At 60.9% G+C, this 20,453-nt stretch carries 20 protein-coding genes; 5 read left to right on the top strand and 15 right to left on the bottom strand.

All coding sequences use genetic code 11. The annotated features are described in order from the left end of the window. Nucleotides 1-248: 248 nt before the first annotated feature. Nucleotides 249-581, bottom strand: coding sequence for a polyhydroxyalkanoic acid system family protein (locus QLG02_RS14190; protein WP_041213446.1), 333 nt, complete (start codon nucleotides 579-581; stop codon nucleotides 249-251). A 244-nt stretch (nucleotides 582-825) separates the two neighbouring features. Here QLG02_RS14190 and QLG02_RS14185 point away from each other — a divergent pair, with 244 nt between their 5' ends. Then, complete coding sequence (locus tag QLG02_RS14185) at nucleotides 826-1,569, top strand: hypothetical protein (RefSeq protein WP_252453753.1); 744 nt, start codon at nucleotides 826-828, stop codon at nucleotides 1,567-1,569. 83 nt (nucleotides 1,570-1,652) lie between these two features. Here QLG02_RS14185 and QLG02_RS14180 read toward each other — a convergent pair whose 3' ends face one another. The 3 genes from QLG02_RS14180 to prpB all read right to left on the bottom strand — a co-directional run bounded on the left by QLG02_RS14180 (nucleotide 1,653) and on the right by prpB (nucleotide 5,254). Beyond that, the gene (locus tag QLG02_RS14180) at nucleotides 1,653-3,098 is read right to left on the bottom strand and encodes a bifunctional 2-methylcitrate dehydratase/aconitate hydratase (RefSeq protein WP_282465475.1); all 1,446 of its coding nucleotides are present in this window, start codon (nucleotides 3,096-3,098) and stop codon (nucleotides 1,653-1,655) included. Between the two features lie 129 nt (nucleotides 3,099-3,227). Then, nucleotides 3,228-4,355 carry a 2-methylcitrate synthase gene (gene prpC, locus QLG02_RS14175; RefSeq protein WP_282465474.1) on the bottom strand — a complete coding sequence of 376 codons (1,128 nt, stop codon included), beginning with the start codon at nucleotides 4,353-4,355 and terminating at the stop codon, nucleotides 3,228-3,230. 11 nt (nucleotides 4,356-4,366) lie between these two features. Beyond that, entirely contained in the window at nucleotides 4,367-5,254 is an 888-nt protein-coding gene (prpB, locus tag QLG02_RS14170) for a methylisocitrate lyase (RefSeq protein ID WP_024945212.1), read from the bottom strand. 148 nt (nucleotides 5,255-5,402) lie between these two features. Between prpB and QLG02_RS14165 the strand changes: the two genes are divergently transcribed. From QLG02_RS14165 to rsmF, 4 genes are all read left to right on the top strand, one after another. Further along, nucleotides 5,403-6,035, top strand: a complete 633-nt coding sequence (locus QLG02_RS14165; RefSeq protein WP_016350706.1) for a paraquat-inducible protein A — start codon at nucleotides 5,403-5,405, stop codon at nucleotides 6,033-6,035. After that, the gene (locus tag QLG02_RS14160; protein WP_016350707.1) at nucleotides 6,013-6,621 is read left to right on the top strand and encodes a paraquat-inducible protein A; all 609 of its coding nucleotides are present in this window, start codon (nucleotides 6,013-6,015) and stop codon (nucleotides 6,619-6,621) included. Before QLG02_RS14165 ends, QLG02_RS14160 begins: the two co-directional genes overlap by 23 nt. A gap of 77 nt (nucleotides 6,622-6,698) precedes the next feature. Next, nucleotides 6,699-9,251 (top strand): MlaD family protein, encoded by a 2,553-nt coding sequence (locus tag QLG02_RS14155; RefSeq protein ID WP_274278268.1) that lies wholly within the window; start codon nucleotides 6,699-6,701, stop codon nucleotides 9,249-9,251. A 130-nt stretch (nucleotides 9,252-9,381) separates the two neighbouring features. Beyond that, entirely contained in the window at nucleotides 9,382-10,809 is a 1,428-nt protein-coding gene (gene rsmF, locus QLG02_RS14150) for a 16S rRNA (cytosine(1407)-C(5))-methyltransferase RsmF (protein WP_282465536.1), read from the top strand. Between the two features lie 220 nt (nucleotides 10,810-11,029). Here rsmF and QLG02_RS14145 read toward each other — a convergent pair whose 3' ends face one another. From QLG02_RS14145 to fabD, 11 genes are all read right to left on the bottom strand, one after another. Next, nucleotides 11,030-11,299, bottom strand: a complete 270-nt coding sequence (locus QLG02_RS14145) for a RepB family protein (RefSeq protein WP_282465473.1) — start codon at nucleotides 11,297-11,299, stop codon at nucleotides 11,030-11,032. Between the two features lie 179 nt (nucleotides 11,300-11,478). Then, a complete protein-coding gene (locus tag QLG02_RS14140; protein WP_282465472.1) occupies nucleotides 11,479-12,507 on the bottom strand; it encodes a site-specific integrase in 1,029 nt (342 codons plus the stop codon). A 296-nt stretch (nucleotides 12,508-12,803) separates the two neighbouring features. Next, nucleotides 12,804-13,583 (bottom strand): YchF/TatD family DNA exonuclease, encoded by a 780-nt coding sequence (locus tag QLG02_RS14135; protein WP_043167719.1) that lies wholly within the window; start codon nucleotides 13,581-13,583, stop codon nucleotides 12,804-12,806. Nucleotides 13,584-13,604: 21 nt separating this feature from the next. Then, complete coding sequence (holB, locus tag QLG02_RS14130; RefSeq protein WP_282465471.1) at nucleotides 13,605-14,552, bottom strand: DNA polymerase III subunit delta'; 948 nt, start codon at nucleotides 14,550-14,552, stop codon at nucleotides 13,605-13,607. Beyond that, on the bottom strand, nucleotides 14,537-15,178 hold the full coding sequence (gene tmk / locus QLG02_RS14125) for a dTMP kinase (RefSeq protein WP_282465470.1): 642 nt from the start codon (nucleotides 15,176-15,178) through the stop codon (nucleotides 14,537-14,539). The genes holB and tmk overlap by 16 nt, the downstream gene beginning before the upstream one ends. Continuing rightward, nucleotides 15,178-16,179 (bottom strand): endolytic transglycosylase MltG, encoded by a 1,002-nt coding sequence (mltG, locus tag QLG02_RS14120; protein WP_016350715.1) that lies wholly within the window; start codon nucleotides 16,177-16,179, stop codon nucleotides 15,178-15,180. Before mltG ends, tmk begins: the two co-directional genes overlap by 1 nt. Continuing rightward, complete coding sequence (gene pabC, locus QLG02_RS14115; protein ID WP_282465469.1) at nucleotides 16,169-17,023, bottom strand: aminodeoxychorismate lyase; 855 nt, start codon at nucleotides 17,021-17,023, stop codon at nucleotides 16,169-16,171. Before pabC ends, mltG begins: the two co-directional genes overlap by 11 nt. Nucleotides 17,024-17,042: 19 nt before the next feature. Then, nucleotides 17,043-18,284, bottom strand: coding sequence for a beta-ketoacyl-ACP synthase II (fabF, locus tag QLG02_RS14110; protein ID WP_017408413.1), 1,242 nt, complete (start codon nucleotides 18,282-18,284; stop codon nucleotides 17,043-17,045). A gap of 82 nt (nucleotides 18,285-18,366) precedes the next feature. Next, nucleotides 18,367-18,603, bottom strand: a complete 237-nt coding sequence (acpP, locus tag QLG02_RS14105) for an acyl carrier protein (RefSeq protein WP_005300909.1) — start codon at nucleotides 18,601-18,603, stop codon at nucleotides 18,367-18,369. A 157-nt stretch (nucleotides 18,604-18,760) separates the two neighbouring features. Next, nucleotides 18,761-19,495 (bottom strand): 3-oxoacyl-ACP reductase FabG, encoded by a 735-nt coding sequence (gene fabG / locus QLG02_RS14100; protein WP_005300916.1) that lies wholly within the window; start codon nucleotides 19,493-19,495, stop codon nucleotides 18,761-18,763. A gap of 13 nt (nucleotides 19,496-19,508) precedes the next feature. Continuing rightward, nucleotides 19,509-20,444, bottom strand: coding sequence for an ACP S-malonyltransferase (fabD, locus tag QLG02_RS14095; RefSeq protein ID WP_282465468.1), 936 nt, complete (start codon nucleotides 20,442-20,444; stop codon nucleotides 19,509-19,511). Between the last annotated feature and the right edge of the window lie 9 nt (nucleotides 20,445-20,453).

The following is a 20,453-nucleotide window of genomic DNA, read 5'->3' as shown; positions in this document are numbered from 1 at the left end:
TGCCGTTTCATGAATTGGCTTGATCAGGAGTGAATGAACAAATAGCACTTATATGTTGGTGAAACTGCACGGCGATTAATTCAAGATGATGTTTCATGACAAAAATGGAGGCAATTCTCATGCCTCTTAAAATAAAACAAACAAAGTGTGTTCGGCCCTTTTAATAATAAATATCAGGCCGGGTAACGATAGTGGAATCGGTTATTTCATGATTGTTTCTTGCGCTGGATCAGTATTTATTGGCCTCATCAGCGCCGGGTTGGGCAAGGCAGGCGCTGATCGACGTATTCGAGAATCTCCTGCTCCAGCACGCTGCGCACCGGCAACAGCATCAGGCCGAGGCGCACCTCCAGCGACAGGGTATCGTCGGTGAGGAACAAAGAGCCGTTGACCCCGGCGCCACGAAACAGCAAGCGGGTCTCCTCCTCGTCTTCCCACTCGCAGTCGAGTTCGTACTCCTCGCTCATGTCCTGGGCAATGGCTTCGGCGGCCAGTCTGGCGCCGGCGAGGCCCAGCGGGTGTTGGCGGCTGACCTGGATGGTCGACAGGCTGCTGCCGGCAAGGGGATCGTATAGAAACATGCTAACTCTCTGAGCGATGACAACATTTATTGATATTAAACATATGAATCAAACAAGTGAAAGCCATTTGCAACATTTTTGGGACTCACTTAACAAAGCCTGTTGAGTAAAAGCTCCATCGATTCCGCCTGGGCTGCCGCCGCGTTACACTGGGCCGGCAACACGTGACGAGCCTCGGCAAGGCGCCGCCTGTCGTCATGTCTATCCGTGACAGGCCATTGGCAACAGGTCAAGAGAGCAGCAGATGACCCAACAGCAACAACCATTCGATGACCCGCAACCGGATGAAGAGAGTACCCTGGCGCGACTCTATCGCCAGCTCAACCGGGTAGCCGCGCTGCGCGAGCAGATGCGCACCCATCCGCAGGATCAGCAAGACAGGGACGCATTGCGCCAATGGCAGGCCGATCGGCTGGGGCGCACCCACCGCGACCTGTTGGAGAGCAAGCGCTACGGGCCGGCCGCGCAGTTCTTCCTGACCGACCTCTACGGGCCGGGGGACTGTGCCCGCCGGGATGCGGACGTGATGCGGGTGATGCCGACCGCCGAGCGGCTGTTGCCGGAATCCGGTCTCAAGGTGCTGGCGCAGGCCATTGAACTCGATGCCCTCTCTGAGGAGCTCGACTACCTGATGGTGGTGGCGCTGCGTCGCAGCGGCAGCATGGCGCGACTGAACGCCAAGGCCTATGCCCTCGCCTATCAGGAGGTCGGTGAGGAAGCGCGCCGCCGTCATCAGTTGCAACTGGTCAACGAATTGGGGATGACCCTGGATCGGCTGGCCAGAAAGCCGCTGCTCGGGGCAACCTTGAAGCTGATTTCGGGGCCGGCCCATCTGGCGGGACTGGGCGAGCTGTTTACCTTTGTCGAACGGGGTTACCGGGTGTGTCACCACATGGGGCGGGCCAACGAGTTTCTCGAGACCATCGCCAGCCGCGAGACGGCCATCATGCAGGCGCTGCTGGCGGGCGACGACACTGTGCTGGATTGATCTTGGGAGCCATCCGGGCAGACATGACAAAGCGGGCCGAGTGGCCCGCTTTTCGTTTATCGCTGTTTGCCTGTAGATAGCGGTCAGATCACCAGCAGATCCATAAAGGCGTGCACCGGGGTGGCGGCCAGTTGCTTGCCATCCTGGCAAAGGGCCAGGATCGCCTCGGCCCGTTTGGCCGGGAAGCGGGTGGCCAGGTTGTGGCGGAACTTCTCTACCAGCAGCGGGATCCCCTCTTCGCGGCGGCGACGATGACCAACCGGGTACTCCACCTCCACCTTGGCGGTGTGGGTGCTGTCCTTGAAGAAGACCTGGATGGCGTTGGCAATGGAGCGCTTGTCCGCTTCCAGATACTCGCGGCTGTAGCGCTTGTCCTCCTGTACCACCATCTTGCTGCGCAGCCCATCAATGCGGGGATCGGCGGCCACGGTGTCCTCGTAATCCTCGGCGATGAGGCGCCCGAAGATGAGCGGCACCGCCACCATGTACTGCAGGCAGTGATCCCGGTCGGCCGGGTTGTTGAGGGCGCCGACCTTGCTGATGATGCGAATGGCCGACTCATGGGTGGTGAGTTCGATGCGGTCAATCTCGTCGAGGCGTCCCTTCACCTGCTCGTGCAGCTTCATGGCGCACTCCACCGCCGTCTGGGCGTGGAACTCGGCGGGATAGGAGATCTTGAACAGCACGTTCTCCATCACATAGCTGGCATACCCCTGATGCAGGGCGAACTGGTTGCCCTTGAACAGCACGTCATAGAAGCCCCACTTGGGGGCAGTCAGAGCGCCGGGATACCCCATCTCGCCGCTCATGGTGATAAGGGCGAGGCGCACCGCCCGGGAGGTGGCATCCCCTGCCGCCCAGCTCTTGCGCGACCCCGCATTGGGCGCATGACGGTAGGTACGCAGGCTCTGGCCATCGACCCAGGCCTGGGAGACCGCATCGATCACCTGATCGCGGCTGCCGCCCAGCATGTGGGTCACCACGGCGGTACTGGCAACCTTCACCAGCACCACGTGATCGAGACCGACCCGGTTGAAGGAGTTCTCGAGCGCCAGCACCCCCTGAATCTCGTGGGCCTTCACCATGGCCGTCAGCACATCGCTCATGGTGAGCGGCGCCTTGCCTTCGGCCACGCGGGTACGGGAGAGCCAGTCGGCGGTGGCGAGTATGCCACCCAGGTTGTCGGAGGGGTGACCCCACTCGGCGGCCAGCCAGGTATCGTTGTAATCAAGCCAGCGGATGATGGCGCCGATATCCCAGGCCGCCTTGACCGGGTCGAGGCAGAGCTGGGTACCGGGTACCCGGGCGCCGAAGGGCACGACGGTGCCTGGCACGATGGGACCAAGGTGCTTGGTGCACTCGGGAAAACGCAGGGCCAAGAGGCCGCAGCCCAGGGTATCCATCAGGCAGTAACGGGCGGTATCGAGAGCGGCCTGGCTGGTGATGGGGTGATTGCAGACGTAATCGGCAATATCGACCAGCACCTGATCGGGGTCTGGTCTGTGGTTGACGTCGACGTTGGCGGACATCGTGACTTCCTTATCGTTGTTGTGAATGAAACAGGGTGATGAAACGGCGCCCTGCCCGCTCGTCTGCGCGCATCGACCCCGGTGCTGCCGGGGTCGGGTGAGGCGAGGGAGTGACAGGGCTGCCCATGTTTATCGCTGCTGCAGCGAGACGAAATGACGGGGCGCCGGACCGACATAATCGGCGCTCGGGCGGATGATCCGGTTGTGTTCGCGCTGCTCCATCACGTGGGCGCACCAGCCAGTGACCCGGGAGCAGACGAAGATGGGGGTGAACAGCTTGGTCGGGATCCCCATGTAGTGATAGGCGCTGGCGTGGAAGAAGTCGGCGTTCGGGAAGAGCTCTTTTTCTTCCCACATCACCTTTTCCGCCTCGCAGGAGACGCGATAGAGCCGGTCATCGCCCACTGCCTCGGCCAGCTTGGCCGACCACCCCTTGATGATGACGTTGCGTGGATCCGAGGTGCGATAGACGGCGTGGCCAAAGCCCATGATCTTCTCCTTGGCCGTCAGCTTGGCCAGCAGCTCGCGCCGTGCCTGGGCCTCATCCTGCCAGGGCTCGATCATCGCCATGGCGGCCTCGTTGGCGCCGCCGTGCAGCGGGCCGCGCAGGGTGCCGATGGCCGCGGTGACGCAGGAGAACATGTCAGAGAGTGTCGAGGCGCAGACCCGCGCCGCAAAGGTGGAGGCGTTGAACTCATGCTCAGCGTAGAGAATGAGGGAGACGTGCATCACCCGGCGCTCTAGTTCGCTCGGCGCCTTCTGGTGCAGCAGCGCCAGGAAGTGGCCACCGATGCACTCCTCGTCGGTGTCGAGGGGGATACGTACTCCGTCGTGGCTGAACTTGTACCAGTAGAGGAGAATGCCCGGGAAGGCAGCCAGCAGCCGATCCGCCACTTCATGCTCGTGCTCGAAACCATCTTCCGGCTCCAGATCGCCGAGCATGGAGCAGCCGGTGCGCAGCACATCCATGGGGTGGGCGTCGGCGGGAATGCGCTCGAGCACCTCCAGCAGGGCGGCAGGCAGGGTGCGCAGGCTGCGCAAGGTCCGCTTGTAATCTTCGAGCTGCTGCTCGTCCGGCAGCTCGCCCTTGAGCAGCAGGTAGGCGACCTCTTCGAACTGGGCGCCGTCGGCCAGCTCCTGGATGTCATAGCCGCGATAGGTGAGCCCGGTGCCGCTCTTGCCCACAGTGCAGATGCTGGTCTCCCCTGCGCTCTGGCCACGCAGGCCGGCGCCACCCAACGGTTTTTGCTGTCCCATTGCCTTTCCTCCTAGTCCCTGGATGTAAACAGACGGTCCAGCGTCTGCTCGTAGTGGTGATAACCGAGGAAGTCATAGAGCGACTCCCGGGTCTGCATGGTGTCGACGACGGCCCGCTGATGGCCATCCTGGCGAAGGTGCTGATAGACGTTGAGGGCCGCCTGATTGGCCGCCCGGCTGGCACTCAAGGGATAGAGCACCATGTCGACGCCGTGGGCGGCGAGCGCCTCCTTGTCGAACAGCTCGGTTTTGCCGAATTCGGTCATGTTGGCGAGAATGGGCACCCCGGCCGCCTGCTTGAACAGGTCATACTGACCGAGCTCGGTCACCGCCTCGGCGAAGATCATGTCGGCCCCGGCGGCCACGTAGGCGGCGGCGCGCTCCAGCGCCGGGCCAATCCCCTCCACCGCCAGCGCGTCGGTGCGGGCCATGATGACGAACTCGCCATTCTCGCGAGCATCCACCGCCGCCTTGATGCGATCGCACATCTCCTCCTGCGAGACCACCGCCTTGTTGGGCCGGTGGCCACAGCGCTTCTGGGCCACCTGATCTTCCATGTGCACGGCGGCCACCCCGGCTCGCTCGAAGGCGCGCACGGTGCGGGCGATGTTGAATGCCCCGCCCCAGCCGGTGTCGATGTCGACCAGCAACGGCACACGGGTAGCGGCAGTGATGCGCTCGGCGTCGATCAGCACGTCATTGAGGGAGGTCATGCCGAGATCCGGCAGGCCATAGGAGGCGTTGGCAACGCCGGCACCTGACAGATAAATGGCCTGAAAGCCGCTGCGCTCTGCCATCAGCGCCATGTAGGCATTGATGGTGCCGACGATCTGCAGGGGGCGTTCGTTGGCGAGGGCGGTGCGAAAACGCAGGCCTGCCGAGGGGGTAAGGCTGGACATCATGACTCCTTTCACTTGTCTGGTGAGACTATCTAATATCACGTTTACGTTAACGTCAATCATACTTTCGTGGCATGCCCCCGCCAGGCAAGACAGGACGCGGGTTTTAGGGTAAATTTCACCAATTCCTTCAACAGGTTGAATCGTAATGTCGGATCTCAATCCCGTGATCGTCTGCCCGGCTTGCGACTTGCTGATCGAACGCAAGTTATTGCCGCTGAGGCGCCACGCCCACTGCCCCCGCTGTCACCAGCATCTGTACGGGCGCTATGCATTTCGCCCCTCCCAACTGATGGCGCTGACCATCACCGGCTTCCTGTTGCTCCCGTCCGCCTTCTTCGAGCCGCTGATCTACCTGCGCCTGGCCGGCGTCAACTCGGACGCCAACTTGCTCAAGGGCATCATGGTGCTGCTGCTCGAGCACGAGATCTGGGTGGCGGGGCTGGTGTTCTGGTGCGCCGTGCTGGCGCCGGTGGGCTTGCTGCTCGGGATCTTTGCGCTGGCCTCCGGCCTTGCCAAGCGCTGGCACATACTGGCGCCGACCTTGAAGGCGGTGGAGGTGTTTCGTCACTGGGCCATGCTGGAGGTCTACATCGTCAGTCTGCTGGTCGCCCTGTTCAAGCTGATCGACATCGCCGATGTGCGCCTCGGTGGCGGCTTGCTGAGCCTGGGGATCCTGATGCTGCTCAACCTGACCCTGCTGATTCTGTTTGACCCGGCCCCCTACTGGGAGCGAGTACCGCTGGAGGAGCCGGACCATGTCCCAGACCAGCGCCCGTGAACTGGGGCTCTGCCGCTGCCACACCTGCGGCCTGCTGGTACGCTATCAGGCGGGCAGCGTCTGCCCTCGCTGTCACAGCCGGCTGCAGGTGCGCATCCCCCACTCCCTGGCCTGGTCCTGGGGGTTGCTGGCGCTGGCCAGCTTCATGCTGCTGCCCGCCAACCTGCTGCCCATCACCCATTTCTACAACAAGGGATTGTTGCAGTCCGACACCATCTTCAGCGGTATCATGATGCTCTATCGCAGCAAGATGTCGGGCATCGCCACCATCGTCCTCACCGCCAGCATCATAGTGCCGGTGGGCAAGATCCTGGGGCTGGGCTGGATCTGCTGGCAGCTGCAGCGAACCAAGCCGGTGCGCCGCAAACGCCAGCTCATCATGTATCGCATCATCGATTTCATCGGCCGCTGGTCCATGCTGGACCTGTTCGTCATCTCGCTGATGGTAGCCCTGGTGGATCGCGGGGTGCTGCTCAACGTGCGGGCCGGCCCCGGCGCAACCGCTTTTGCCGGCGTGGTGGTGCTGACCATGATGTCGGCCCGCATGCTGGATACGCGCCTGCTGTGGGACAAGGCGGCCCGTTAGGGTTGGCCATCACATATGCCTGAAACTGTTTGTCTTTATCTGAACTGCTGTTTATCTCAGCCAATTAAGGAGTCGGTATGATCGGGGCTGAACCCGTCATTGAGAAACGTCGCTGGTTGTCACCCGTCTGGTTGCTGCCCTTCATCGCCCTGTTGCTGGCGGGGGGCTTCATCTACCAGCAGTTTGCCAGCAGTGGCCAGCTGATCCGCATCAACTTCGCCCAGGGCAACGGTATCCTGCCGGGCAAGACCCAGGTGCGCTATCAGGGGGTCGCCATCGGGGTGGTGCAGGAGCTGGAGCTGGCCGAGGATGGCCGCAAGATAGCCGTGCTGGCCAAGATTGACAGCCGGGCCCGCCCGCTCATCCGCAAAGGCTCGGATTTCTGGCTGGTGAGCCCCAAGGCGTCGCTCACCGAGATCTCCGGCCTCGATACCCTGGTCTCCGGCAACTACATCAACCTGCAGCCCGGGCGGGACAACAACCCGCTGCAGGAGGAGTTCGACGCGCTGGACGGCCCTCCCCCCGGTTATCAGGCCCAGGGACGGATGCTGCACCTGACCGCCGATTCGCTCGGCTCGGTCGGCATCGGCGCCAAACTCTATTTTCGCGGCATCGAGGTGGGCAGCGTCATCAATACCCGCCTTGGCGAAGAGAACCAGAACGTGATCCTGGATCTGGTGATCGAGCCGCGTTTTGAACACCTCATCAAGGCCGACACCCGCTTCTGGAACATCAGCGGCATCAAGGGCTCCTTCAGCCTGGCAGGGGTCAATGTGGAGGCCGGCAGTCTTACCTCCATCCTGAGCGGCGGCATCGCCTTCGACTCTCCCAAGGACTCTCCGGAGCCGGAGAAAGGCCAGGTCTTTACCCTCTACAAAGGCTTGGCCGAGGCGGCCCGCGGCGAGCGAATTGACATCCAGGCGGGAGATCTGCCCATCAAGGAGGGGATGCCCATCCTGTTCGAGGGCATCGAGATCGGCCGCATCGACCCCATTCGCCTGACCGACAAGGGCCGGGTGGTGACCGCGCTGATCAACCCGGAGCAGGCGTTTCGGATCACCGGCAACAGCCGTCTGGTGTGGGAGAGCGTCTCCCTCGGCGCTGGCGGCATCAAGCATGCGGATCGCCTGCTGGCGGGACCGGCCATTCGCCTCGACTATGTGGCGGGCGAGCGGGTCAAGGCCATGACGCTGAGCAGCAAAGAACAACCGGGTGGCATCAAGCTGGTGCTGCAGGCCGACGATCTGGCCGGCCTCAACGAAGGGGCACCGCTCTGGTACAAGGGCCTGCAGGTGGGTCAGATAAGCCAGCTCACCCTGGATGGCGGCGGCAACGCCAGCGTGGCCCTGGTCGTGCAGAGCCAGTATCAGCATCTGCTCAACCGGGCCCGTTTCTATCGGGCGACGCCGCTGCAGATCGATGCCGACCTGAGCGGCATCAAGGTGGAAACCAGCCCGGCCAGCGCCTGGATCGGCGGTGGCATCAAGCTGGTGCAGGCGCCCGCTGGCGAGCGGGTCAACCGGCTCTATCCCAGCCAGGAGCTGGCCCTGCTCGGTACCCGGGATGCCAAGCCCCGGCGCTGGATGTTGAAGGCGGAGCAGGCTGACGGCATCGGCATCGGCTCCCCCGTGCTCTATCTGGGGCTCGAGGCCGGTAAGGTCAACGCGCTGCGCGCCGCCAAGGAGGGGGTGGAGATCGAACTCGAGATCGCCGGTGTCTATGCCCCCTTGCTGGAGCAGCAGCCGCAATTCTGGAAAAAGCCGGCGCTGGATACCCGGGTACGGGTGGATGGCGTGCAGGTCAAGGTGGGGAACCTCGCCACCCTGCTGCGCGGCGCCATCGAATTCGATCGGCTCGGCACGGGCCGCAGCAGTCACCAGCTGTTTGACAGCAAGGAGCAGGCGAAGGCCAAGGTACGGACCCTCTCCCTGGTGGCCGACAGCAACCCGGGACTCGGGGTCGGCAGCCCGATCCGCTACCGCGGGGTCGACATCGGCAAGATTGAACAGATTGAGCTGGAGCCGACCCTGGGCCAGGTGATCTTCAAGGCCGAGCTGGATGGTCAGTATGCCGCGCGCTTCCTGCAGTCTGGCGCCCGCTTTACCCTGGTCCAGGCCAAGCTGGGGCTGGGCGGCGTGGCCCACCTCGATACCCTGATCAAGGGCGCCTTTGTGGAGGCGCAGCCCGGTCAGGGCGCGGGCAAGGAGCGCTTCCCCCTCAGCCAAAGCGGCCCGGCCGGCCTGGCGCTCACCCTCAAGAGCGCGTCGGTCAACGGCTTGAGCGTCGGCAGCCCATTGCTGTTTCGCAAGATGGTGGTGGGCAGCGTGACCAAGGTAGCGCTGGCCCGCGATGGCAGCGAAGTGTTGATCGACGTCAACGTGGAGCAGGAGTACGCCCATCTGGTGCGGGCCAACTCCCGCTTCTGGAACGTCTCCGGGGTCAAGGCGGATATCGGCCTGACCGGTGGCACCATCGAGGTGGAGACGGTGCAGAGCCTGCTCGCCGGCGGCATCGCCTTCAATACGCCGGAGAAAGAGATGGGGCCGACCGTCAAGGCCGGCCACAGTTACCCGCTGCATGCCAAGGCGGAAAAAGAGTGGCAGGAGTGGAGCCCTCGCATCCAGCCCTGATCTCTCCCCTCACCCACGCTCACTCAAGCCCGGCACAGTGCCGGGCTTGTTTTTACCCGCCGCGCTTTCAGAATATTCCTACCCTTGTGATAAGATGTCGCCCCTCTTTTTCGGTCAACGAGACTGCACCGTGCACGACAACACCTATCTTCCCGATCACTTCTTGCGCCATATCGCGGCCATCATGCCAGCGCACCTCTCCATGGATGAGTTCGTGGCCAGTTGTCGACGACCGCTGCGGCGCAGCATCCGGGTCAACACCCTGAAGATCTCGGTGGCGGCATTTGTGGCGCGGATGCAGCCGCTCGGTTGGCAGCTCGATCTCGTGCCCTGGTGCGACACCGGCTTCTGGCTCAGCCGCGAAGACGAGAGCGTGCCTCTTGGCAACACTGCCGAGCATTTGAGCGGCCTCTTCTACATTCAGGAGGCGAGCTCCATGCTGCCGGTCACCGCCCTGTTTGCCTGCCAGCAGACCCGGCGCGACGGCATGTTGCTGGACGCGGCGGCGGCGCCCGGTTCCAAGACCACCCAGATCGCGGCCTTGATGAACAACCAGGGCATGCTGGTTGCCAACGAGTACTCCAGCAGCCGGCTCAAGGTGCTCAGCGCCAATCTGCAGCGCTGCGGCGTGACCAACGTAGGCATGACTCATTTCGATGCGAAAGTATTCGGCCAGTGGTTGCCGGAGACCTTCGATGCCATCCTGCTGGACGCCCCCTGCTCCGGCGAGGGCACGGTGCGCAAGGATGAAGACGCCTTGCGCAACTGGAGCATCGAGAGCATCGACGAGATCGCAGCGGTGCAACAAGGCTTGCTGGAGAGTGCCTTTCATGCCCTCAAACCGGGCGGTGTGCTGGTCTACTCCACCTGCACCTTGAGCCTGCAGGAGAACCAGGCCGTCTGTCAGTCACTGCTGGACAAGTTCGGCGATGCGTTCAGCGTTGACTCGCTGGCCGATCTCTTCCCCACTGCAGAACAGGCCTGCACACCGGAAGGATACCTGCACGTTTGGCCCCAAATCTTCGACAGTGAAGGCTTTTTCGTTGCCAGATTGCGCAAGCACCACTCCGTGCCCAACACCATGTTCAAACCGGGCAAGCTCGGCAAATTCCCCTTCTCGCCGCTGCCGGCCAAAGAGTCCGAGCCCATGCTGCGCGAGATTGAAGCCGCCTTCGGGGTCGTGCCACAGGGAAATCTGTTTGGCCGCAGCGAGGAGATCTGGCTCTTCCCCCAGCTGTTCGAACAGGTGCAGGGCAAGCTGCGTTTCGATCGCATCGGGCTGAAACTGGCGGAAACCTTCAAGAAGGGTTATCGGCTGACCCATGAGTGGGCGCTGGCCTATGGCGACGGTGCGAGCAAGGGATTCGTCGAGCTCGGCATTGCTGATGCGCGGGAGTTCATGATGGGGCGGGATGTGTGGCCGGAGCAAGCCGCCGGAACTGGCGAGGTGATCGTCCGTTATCAGGGTCATACCCTGGGTATGGGGAAATGGGTGGGCAGCCGGGTCAAGAATGCCCTGCCCCGCGAGCTGGTGCGCGACAACAATCTGTTCGTGTAACGAGTGTGGCCGGAGCAGGAAAACCCACACTCCGGTTGAACTTTTACGTGGATCTTGAAAAGCCTTGAGCCTTGTCTAAGCTTAAGGCTATCCGAACACCAGTTAGCGCACGGCTCTGCAAGGAGCCAATTCCCCTATGCCAGGTACAAGGAATTCGTACCTGGCTTTTTTTATGCTCGCCGTTCGCATCTAGCAATGAAGCATCATGCTGCCGGTGCGTTTACTCGAGCACCTCTGCCGGCTCTGGTACTTCGACATGCGGCGCGGCTTGTTCCTGTTCCAGCTCATGTTGATAGAGCAGATCGATGGCCTGCTCGATGAGAGAGGCCTGGCTGTCTTCGAGTTGCGACCCCAACATGGCCAACCGTTCGGCGTGGCGATTGCTGATCCAGCATTGCAATCGGCTGTGAGTTTCCTGTTTGCGTTTCACGTGCTGGCGCTGCCGCTCGGCGTTGTCTTGCGCACTGCTCACTTTCATTTCCTGGCTCATATCACCTTGCAACTTTGATTCTTATCACCTGTTATCTCTCATCGATTCTTCACCATTCGCTGACGAACGTGAGAAGCCTGACTCTCCCCCTCTTGATGGGGTGAGTGCAGTGCGCTGCAAATATATCATTGGCTCAACAAGATATCATTTAACATAAAAAAACGAGTGACGCGGTTATCTTACAGCAAGCCATCCAGGGCGTGATCCGAGAACTTGTGGGCATCGTCGAAATACTCCTGCAAGGTGCGGATGTCCTTGTGACGGGTGACCTCGATGATCTTGTTCATCGGTTTGCCGGCAGTGACCGCCGAGGTGATGAAGCCGCGGCGCAGGCTGTGGCCACTGACCTGGAGATCGTCGATGGCTTGACCGGTACGCCGCTTGATCATCAGATTGATACCCTGCGGACCGAGCGGCTCCTGCATGAGCTGACCCCAGCGATTCATGCGGCGAAACAGGGCGCCCTCGCTGATCCTGCTCTGTTTGAGCCAGCGCGCCAGTGCCGACACCGGACAATATTGTTTGCCGGGCACCAGGGCGATCTCCGTTTCATGCAGTTGATGTTTACTGGGTTTGAGCCGAAGACGGATCCCCTGCCCCACAAAGTCGAGATCATCCACTTCAATCCTTGCGGCCTCCGAGCGTCGCAAGGCGCCGCTGAACATCAGCAACAACAGGGTGTAATCCCGCAGCCCCGCCAGATTGCCGGTGTCGATTTCATCGAGCACACAAGCCAGTGGTTTCAGGGTCAGTGCACCCGTTTTTCGTTTGCGGTTGTCTCCGAGCCGCACTATGCCCCGCATCATCTCCTTTATCTCCGCGTGCTCGGTCGGCATGGGGTGGATCCCCTTCTGCTTGAAAGCATAACGAATACCGGCGAGCCGTCTTACCAGGGTGGCCGGCTTGCGGGGTTCACCGTTACGCAGCTCCCCCATCCCCTCTTCCTTGTCCAGCCAGACCCAGTCAGCCAGGATGCCATCGGCCTGATCCGCCAGGAAGTTCATGATGTCATGATGGGTGGTCTGCAGCGGATCGAGCCCATGCAGCTGACACCAGAACACGAAGATGCGGGTATCGGCCTGATAGGCATTGAGGGTGGAGTCGGCTTTGGCGCTGCGCAGGAAGCGTCTGGCCCGGCTGTTCAACTGAGGATCGAAGACACTCTGCAAAGCCTGTTGAGTTTGGGCCTGGATGTGTGGGTAGTTCACTTAACTATATGATTTAATGCGGAGTTTCGTTGGATCTTACAGGATCTTGCAGATCTATCAAGTATCGATAATGAATATTATCGATACTTATGAAGAGTCCTTTTAACCTATTTCAGCCTCCTCATTTATTCCTCAGCTCCCTCTCATCCCTGCTCCGTTTTATCAGGGTTGGGGATTTGATCTCATCAGTATCCACGATACCAAGTGAGAGATAACGACTTGCTGTGATCGTTTTTGGATGGGTCATCATAGCTGATTGTCATAGTAAAACGCCCCGCTATGCGGGGCGTTGTTTGTTATCGCTTTGCCAGCTTGAACAACTCGAAGAAGTTGTGACTGGTCGCTTGCGCCAATTCGGCCAGCGGCATTTGCCGCAGATCCGCGATGAACTGGGCCACGTCGCGCACGAAGGCCGGCTCGTTCTCCCTGCCCCGGTGCGGAACTGGCGCCAGATAAGGTGAGTCGGTTTCAACCAGCAGCCGCTCCAGCGGCAGCGCCTTGACCACTGCCTGCAGAGCTGCCGCATTCTTGAAAGTGGCAATGCCGGAGATGGAGATATAAAAACCCATCGCCATGGCCGCCTCGGCCATCTCGAGCGACTCGGTGAAGCAGTGCAACACCCCGCCGACCTGCTCGGCCCCCTCTTCGCGCATGATCTGCAGGGTATCCTGCTGGGCATCACGGGTATGGATGATGAGGGGCTTGTTCAGAGCGCGGGCCACCCGGATATGCTCGCGGAAGGAAGCCTGTTGTACCTCCTTGTTCTCCGGCGAATAGAAGTAGTCGAGCCCGGTCTCGCCGATGGCCACCACCCTTTTATCTGCCGCCTGGGTCAGCAACAAGGCGGCATCGACGCCAGGTTCCTGGTTGAGAGGGTGCACGCCACAGGAGGCAAATACCTGAGGATATGGGGCGATCGCTTCCAGCATGGTCGGGAACTGCGCCTGGGTGACACTTACGCACAGAAAATATCCCACGTTCTGCTCGGCGGCCTTGGCCAGTACATCGGCCATATTGGTCTGCTTGCTGCCATAGCTCAGGCGATCGAGATGACAATGGGAATCAACGAGTAACATATAAAACCTTTGTAGCGAGATCTATAACCAGCGAGTCAGCCAGTTCATCAGATGGATGGTGGGATTGGAGAGCTGTCCCGGCTGGCAGGCCATCTTCAGCTCGACCAGCTGTTGCTCCCCTTCCAGCAGCTTCTCGCTGGAATGAAGCTCGGCCAGTTGCTGGCTGAGCGCCGTCAGATCCGGCATCGCCAGCTGATGATGACCACAACCGGCCTGCGTCTTGAGAGCATCGCACAAGAACAGCTGCAACCAGTGCAGCCTGACCTGGGTATCGGTCGCCAGCAGACCGCACACGTGGTTGGCCCGGGTCGGCGTCTGTGCCAGCGCGAGGAAACTCTCCAGCAGATCCCGGCGGGCACTGTCTTGCTGCTCTTCGATATAGCGCAGCACCCGCAGCGGCGCCCCCTGGCAGATCCGTACCTGGGCCAGCGTGGCCTGATGACCCTGCTCGGCCAGCCAGCGCACCGTCTCACCTTCGGCAGGCAACTGGCAGACATGTTTGTGACAGCGACTGAGAATGGTCGGCAACAGACGGGAAACCTGAGAGGCGATCAGCAGCAGCAAGCTGTCGCCAGCCGGTTCTTCCAGGGTTTTGAGTAGGGCGTTGGCGGCAGACTCCGTCATGCGCTCCGCATCCGGGATGATCACCACCTTGCCGCGGCCAAGCTGGGCCGAATTCTGCAGGCGTGAACAGATCTCGCGGATGGCCTCGACCCCGATGGTCTTGCTCTCCGTCGTCAGGGTGCCCAGATCCGGATGATGGCCCTTCTCAAACAGCTGGCAGGAGTGACATTGCCCACAGGGCTCACCCCGATCGGGCCGATGACAGAGGTGCAAGCGCGCCAATTGTTCCGCAAGCTGCTCCTTGCCAAGACCGGGATCGCCGAGCAGCAACCAGGCGTGACCGAGTCGACCGGCCGCGGCGGTCTGACTCAAGGCATGCCAGTCCGGGATCAACCAGGGATACATGAGGGCTCATCTTTCAGATAGTGGGCCAATGCAGTCTCGATGGCCGCCTTGACCTGCTCCGGCGCTTGGCCGGCATCGATCACCTTGATTGACTCATCGGCGGCAGCCAATTCCAGATAGCGCTGGCGGGTGCGTTCGAAGAAGCTGAGTTGCTCGAGCTCGATCCGGTCCAGCTCACCTCGGTGGCGGGCCCGCTGCAGGCCGATGGCGGGATCGATGTCGAGATAGAGCGTCAGATCCGGTTTAAAGTCGCCGAGCACGGCCCGTTTGATGGCGCCGATGAGATTGGCATCGATGCCGCGACCACCGCCCTGATAGGCCTGGGACGAGAGATCGTGGCGATCGCCCACCACCCAGATGCCGGCGGCCAGCGCCGGCTTGATGCGGGTCTCGACCAGCTGTACCCGGGAGGCGTACATCAGCAACAGTTCGGCTTCAATGGTGAGGCGCTCGTCGTGCACTTCCTTGACGATGGCCCGCATCCGCTCGGCCAGCGGGGTACCACCCGGCTCACGGGTACACTCGATCCGTGCCACGCCGTGGCCATGCAGATAGTCGGTCACATAACGTACCGCGGAGCTCTTCCCTGCTCCTTCCAGTCCTTCAATCACGATAAATTTAGACATTAGGGTTTCTTCAATATGTATTCGCGGACCGCCCGATTGTGTTCATCGAGGGTCTTGGAGAAGTAGTGGGCACCGCCCCCTTTGGCGACAAAATAGAGGTAGTCGGTCGATTTGGGGTTGAGCGCCGCCTCGATGGAAGCCTTGCCCGGCATCGCGATGGGCGTGGGCGGCAAGCCGTCGATCACATAGGTGTTGTAGGGGTTCACATCGGTCAGGTCGCTGCGGCGGATATTGCCATCATACCTGTCCTTCACCCCGTAGATGACGGTGGGATCGGTCTGCAGCTTCATGCCAAGGCGCAGACGATTGACGAACACCGAGGCAATCTGGGCCCGCTCTTCCGGCTGACCGGTCTCTTTCTCGATGATCGAGGCCATGATCAGCGCCTCGTAAGGGGTCTTGTAAGGCAGATTGGCCTGGCGCTTGTCCCAGCTCTGCTGCAGGAAGGCCCGCATGTCCTGATAGGCGCGGCGCAGGATGGAAATATCGCTGGCATGGGTGGTATAAGCGTAAGTTTCCGGCAGGAACCACCCCTCCAGCTTGCCATTGTCGATGCCAAGCTCCTGGGCCAGATCCGCCTCGCTCTGCTCCACCGTCAAACGCTCCAGATAAGGGGCGCTGGCCAGCTGCTTCAGCCAATCCTCGAAACGGGATCCTTCGACGAAGGTCAGGCTGAAGTGAAACTCCTTGCCGGAGGCGAACAGGGAGAGGGTCTCCTTGAGGGGAGCCCCCTCCTTGATTTCATAGGTGCCGGATTTGATGGCAACCAGCTCGGGGTGACCGCGCAGCCAGAGCCGCACCGCCCAGGGGCTGGTTTCCCCCTCCCCCAGTTCGGCGATCAGGCGCGCCGCATGGGCCCCCTTCTCGACGGTAAAGAGGCGGGTCGGCCCCTTGTTGGTGAGCGTCTCCACCTGCTGCCATTTGTAATGTACATAGCCCCCGGCCACAGCAACTGTCAGCGCCGCGCCCGCGAGCAGGGTGTAAAGCCGATTAAACTTCAATGACCAAACGCTCCTGTAAACGGCGGATCAATACCGGACTGGCATATTGGGTCTCCCCGATGCCGGTCACCGGCACTATGCCCATCAGGGTATTGGTCAGCCATACCTCTTCGGCCTGCCACAGTGACTCCAGCGGAGCCTCCACGACACGCAGTTCAATGCTCATCTGTTTTAGCATCGCCATCACATGGCGCCGCATGATGCCGTCTATGCCGCAGTGGGCAAGATCTGGCGTAAACACCGTTCTGCCACGGCGCCAAAACAGATTGGCACTGACCCCTTCTACCAGAAATCCCCGGCTGTTCAAGACTATACCTTCGACTCCCGAACGCGCAGCAAGTTCGCTTTTCAGCAGCACCTGCTCCAGCCGGTTAAGGGTCTTGAGGCCCGCCAGCATGGGGGCGTCGCCCAGTCGTTGCTGGCACACCAGCAGTGGAATACCGGTTTGCTGCCACGCCGGGTAGTGAGCCGGGTAAGCAGCCAGCGACAGGATCCGGGTCGGTGCATGACAGGCAGTGCCATCATACCCCCGGCCACCACTGCCTCGGGTCAGCATCACCTTGATCACCGCCAGCGTCTGGTCGCGAGCCATCCCGGCGACCTCGTCACCAAGCTGTTGCCAGTCCAGCTCGGCAAGGCCGAGTCTGACGCTCGCTTGCTGCAGCCGTGCCAGGTGAGCCGGCCACCAGACGGGGCGACCATCCTTGACCAGCAAGGTGGTGAAATGACCATCGCCATATGCCAGGCCACGATCCATGGCGGAAACGCTGTCTGTCGGTATTCCATTGATCAGCAAAAGGATCCCTCCGATAAAAAAGGCCCGATACTGTCGTATCGGGCCCATACTATCCGCCCAGGGCGAATTATACGCGTTTGAAGATCAGTGAGCCATTGGTGCCACCAAAACCGAAGGAATTGGAGAGGGCATATTCGAAGTTGCCAGCCTTGGCAACATGAGGCACCAGGTCCAGATCGCACTCATCATCCGGGTTGTCCAGGTTGATGGTAGGCGGCGCCATCTGATCGCGCAGCGCCAGTACCGTGATGATCGCCTCGATGGCACCGGCAGCCCCCAGCAGGTGACCGGTCATCGACTTGGTGGAGCTGATCATCAGGGATTTGGCATGCTCGCCAAACACCGCTTTCATTCCGCGCAGTTCGGCCACGTCACCCAGGGGGGTGGACGTGCCGTGGGCGTTGATGTAGCCCACCTGCTCGGGGGCGATGCCGGCATCCTTGATGGCATTTTGCATGGCGCGGGCGCCACCGTTGCCGTCAGCGGGAGGCGCCGTCATGTGATAAGCATCGCCACTCATGCCAAAACCGACCAGCTCGGCGTAGATCTTGGCGCCGCGGGCCTTGGCATGTTCGTACTCTTCCAGCACCAGCACCCCGGCGCCATCACCCAGCACGAAACCGTCGCGATCTTTATCCCACGGACGGCTGGCCTTGGTAGGTTCGTCGTTGCGGTTGGAGAGCGCCTTGGCCGCCGCAAAACCGCCCATCCCCATCGGGGTGGAGGCTTTCTCGGCGCCGCCGGCCACCATCACGTCCGCATCACCGTAGGCGATCATCCGGCCGGCCATGCCGATGGCATGGGTACCTGTGGTGCAGGCGGTGGTCACGGCGATGTTCGGCCCTTGCAGACCCTTCATGATGGAGAGATGACCGGACACCATATTGATGATGGTGGACGGTACGAAGAAGGGGCTCAGCTTGCGGGGGCCGCCGTTGACCAGGCTGCTGTGGTTCTGTTCAATCAGACCCAGGCCGCCGATACCGGAACCGATCGCCACACCGACGCGCTCGGCATTTGCCTCGTTGATGACGAGACCGGCATCATCCAGCGCCTGTATGCCTGCGGCGATACCGTACTGGATGAAGAGGTCCATCTTGCGAGCTTCTTTGCGGTTGATACCGTACTGCTCGGGATCGAAATCCTTGACCTGGCCTGCGAAACGGGTCGCAAACTCGCTGGCATCAAAGTGTTCGATGGGAGAAATGCCGCTCTGCCCGTTGAGCAGGGCTTGCCAGCTGGATTCGGCAGTGTTGCCTACCGGGGAAAGCATCCCCAAGCCGGTCACCACGACTCTGCGTTTTGACACTGAGGTAGTCTCCGAGAGGTGTTTTGAAAAGGGGTAAACATAAAAGAAGCGGCCCTTGGGCCGCTTCTTTCAGAACAGGAACTTATTCCTGATTAGCGGTGATGTAGTCGATAGCCGCTTGAACAGTGGTGATCTTCTCGGCTTCTTCATCAGGAATTTCGGTATCGAATTCTTCTTCCAGCGCCATTACCAGTTCAACGGTATCCAAAGAGTCAGCGCCCAGGTCGTCGACGAAGGAGGCAGCGTTCTTAACGTCTTCTTCTTTAACACCCAGTTGTTCGATGATGATTTTCTTTACGCGTTCTTCGATGTTGCTCATGACCTGAATTTTCCTTTAAAAATACGCTATTGCGTCTGGTTGGGGTAGTTTATTCAATTGACGTGAGTTTGCAAGTGGCTTGCCGCTGGTCAAACCACGAAATTCGCCAAACTTCGGCGTACTATCGCAAATTTGAACAGATCTCACGACAAATTGATTACACCATGTACATCCCGCCATTAACATGCAGGGTTTCGCCAGTGATGTAGGCGGCATCATCCGATGCCAAGAATACCACAGCAGCGGCAATTTCTTTTGGATCGCCCAGACGAGCGGCAGGCACCTGGCTCATGATGCCGGCACGCTGCTCTTCATTGAGCGCCTTGGTCATATCGGTCTCGATGAAACCGGGGGCAACCGCGTTCACGGTAATGCCGCGGGAGGCCACTTCACGGGCCAGCGACTTGGTAAAACCAACCAGCCCCGCCTTGGCGGCCGCATAGTTGACCTGACCGGCATTGCCCATGGTGCCCACCACGGAGCCGATGCTGATGATGCGGCCATTGCGCTTCTTCATCATGGCGCGCAGCACCGGTTTGCTCAGTCGATACAGGGAAGTGAGGTTGGTGTCGATGATCTCGTTCCACTCATCGTCCTTCATCCGCATCAGCAGGTTGTCACGGGTGATACCAGCGTTGTTGATCAGGATGTCGATGTCGCCAAAACGCGCCTTGATGGCGGCGAAGACGGCTTCGATGGATTCCTGGCTGGTCACGTTCAGTGCCATGCCGCAACCCTGTTCACCCAGATAGGCGCTGATCGCCTCGGCGCCGCTCTCGCTGGTCGCCGTGCCGACGACTTTGGCGCCACGGGCCGCAAAAGTTTCGGCAATTGCACGGCCGATGCCACGACTGGCACCGGTCACCAACACAACCTTATCGGTAAAGCTCATTACTTGCTCCTGTTTACTTGATCTGGGCCAGCGCCTGCTCGAAAGAGGCGGCGTCGTTGGCATGAATACCTTCCACGCGCTTGTCGATGCGCTTGGCGAGCCCGGTCAATACCTTGCCCGGTCCCATCTCGATCTCGAGGGTAACCCCCTCATTGGCCATCCGCTCGACAGTCTCGGTCCAACGAACCGGGCTGAACAGCTGACGCACCAGAGCCTGTTTGATGGCGGCCGGATCCTGTTCACAGAATACGTCGACATTATTGATGACAGCGATGGCAGGAACCTTGATCTCGATCCCGTCCAGCGCAGCTGCCAATTTTTCTGCGGCAGGTTTCATCAGGGCGCAGTGAGAAGGCACGGAGACCGGCAGCGGCAGCGCACGCTTGGCGCCGGACTCTTTCATCAGCACGTTGGCGCGCTCGACGGCCTCTTTGTGGCCGGCGATGACCACCTGGCCCGGAGAGTTGAAGTTGACCGGGGAGACCACCTGTCCTTGTGCGGCTTTTTCGCAGTTGGCGGCGATGGCGTCATTGTCCAGCCCGATGATGGCGGCCATGGCACCGGTGCCTTCCGGCACGGCTTCCTGCATGGCCAGACCACGCAGCTCGACCAGTTTGACCGCATCGGCAAAGGCCAGTGCACCGCTGCACACCAGGGCGGAGTACTCACCCAGGCTGTGGCCAGCCATCACGGCGGGGGTTGCCCCACCCTGCTGTTGCCACAGGCGCCACAGCGCGACAGAGGCTGTCAGCAAAGCAGGCTGGGTGCGCCAGGTCTTGTTCAGATCGTCGGCCGGACCATCCATCACCAGGGCAAACAGGTCATAACCCAGCACCTGGCTCGCCTCGGCGAAGGTCTCCTTGATCACGGCATGTTGTTCAGCCAGCTCGGCCAGCATGCCGACGGTTTGGGAGCCCTGTCCCGGGAAGGCAATGGCAAATTGGGTCATCATTGATTC

Source organism: Aeromonas sp. V90_14, assembly GCF_029967615.1.
Taxonomy (GTDB): domain Bacteria; phylum Pseudomonadota; class Gammaproteobacteria; order Enterobacterales; family Aeromonadaceae; genus Aeromonas; species Aeromonas hydrophila.
This window is presented reverse-complemented; position numbering and strand designations above follow the sequence as displayed.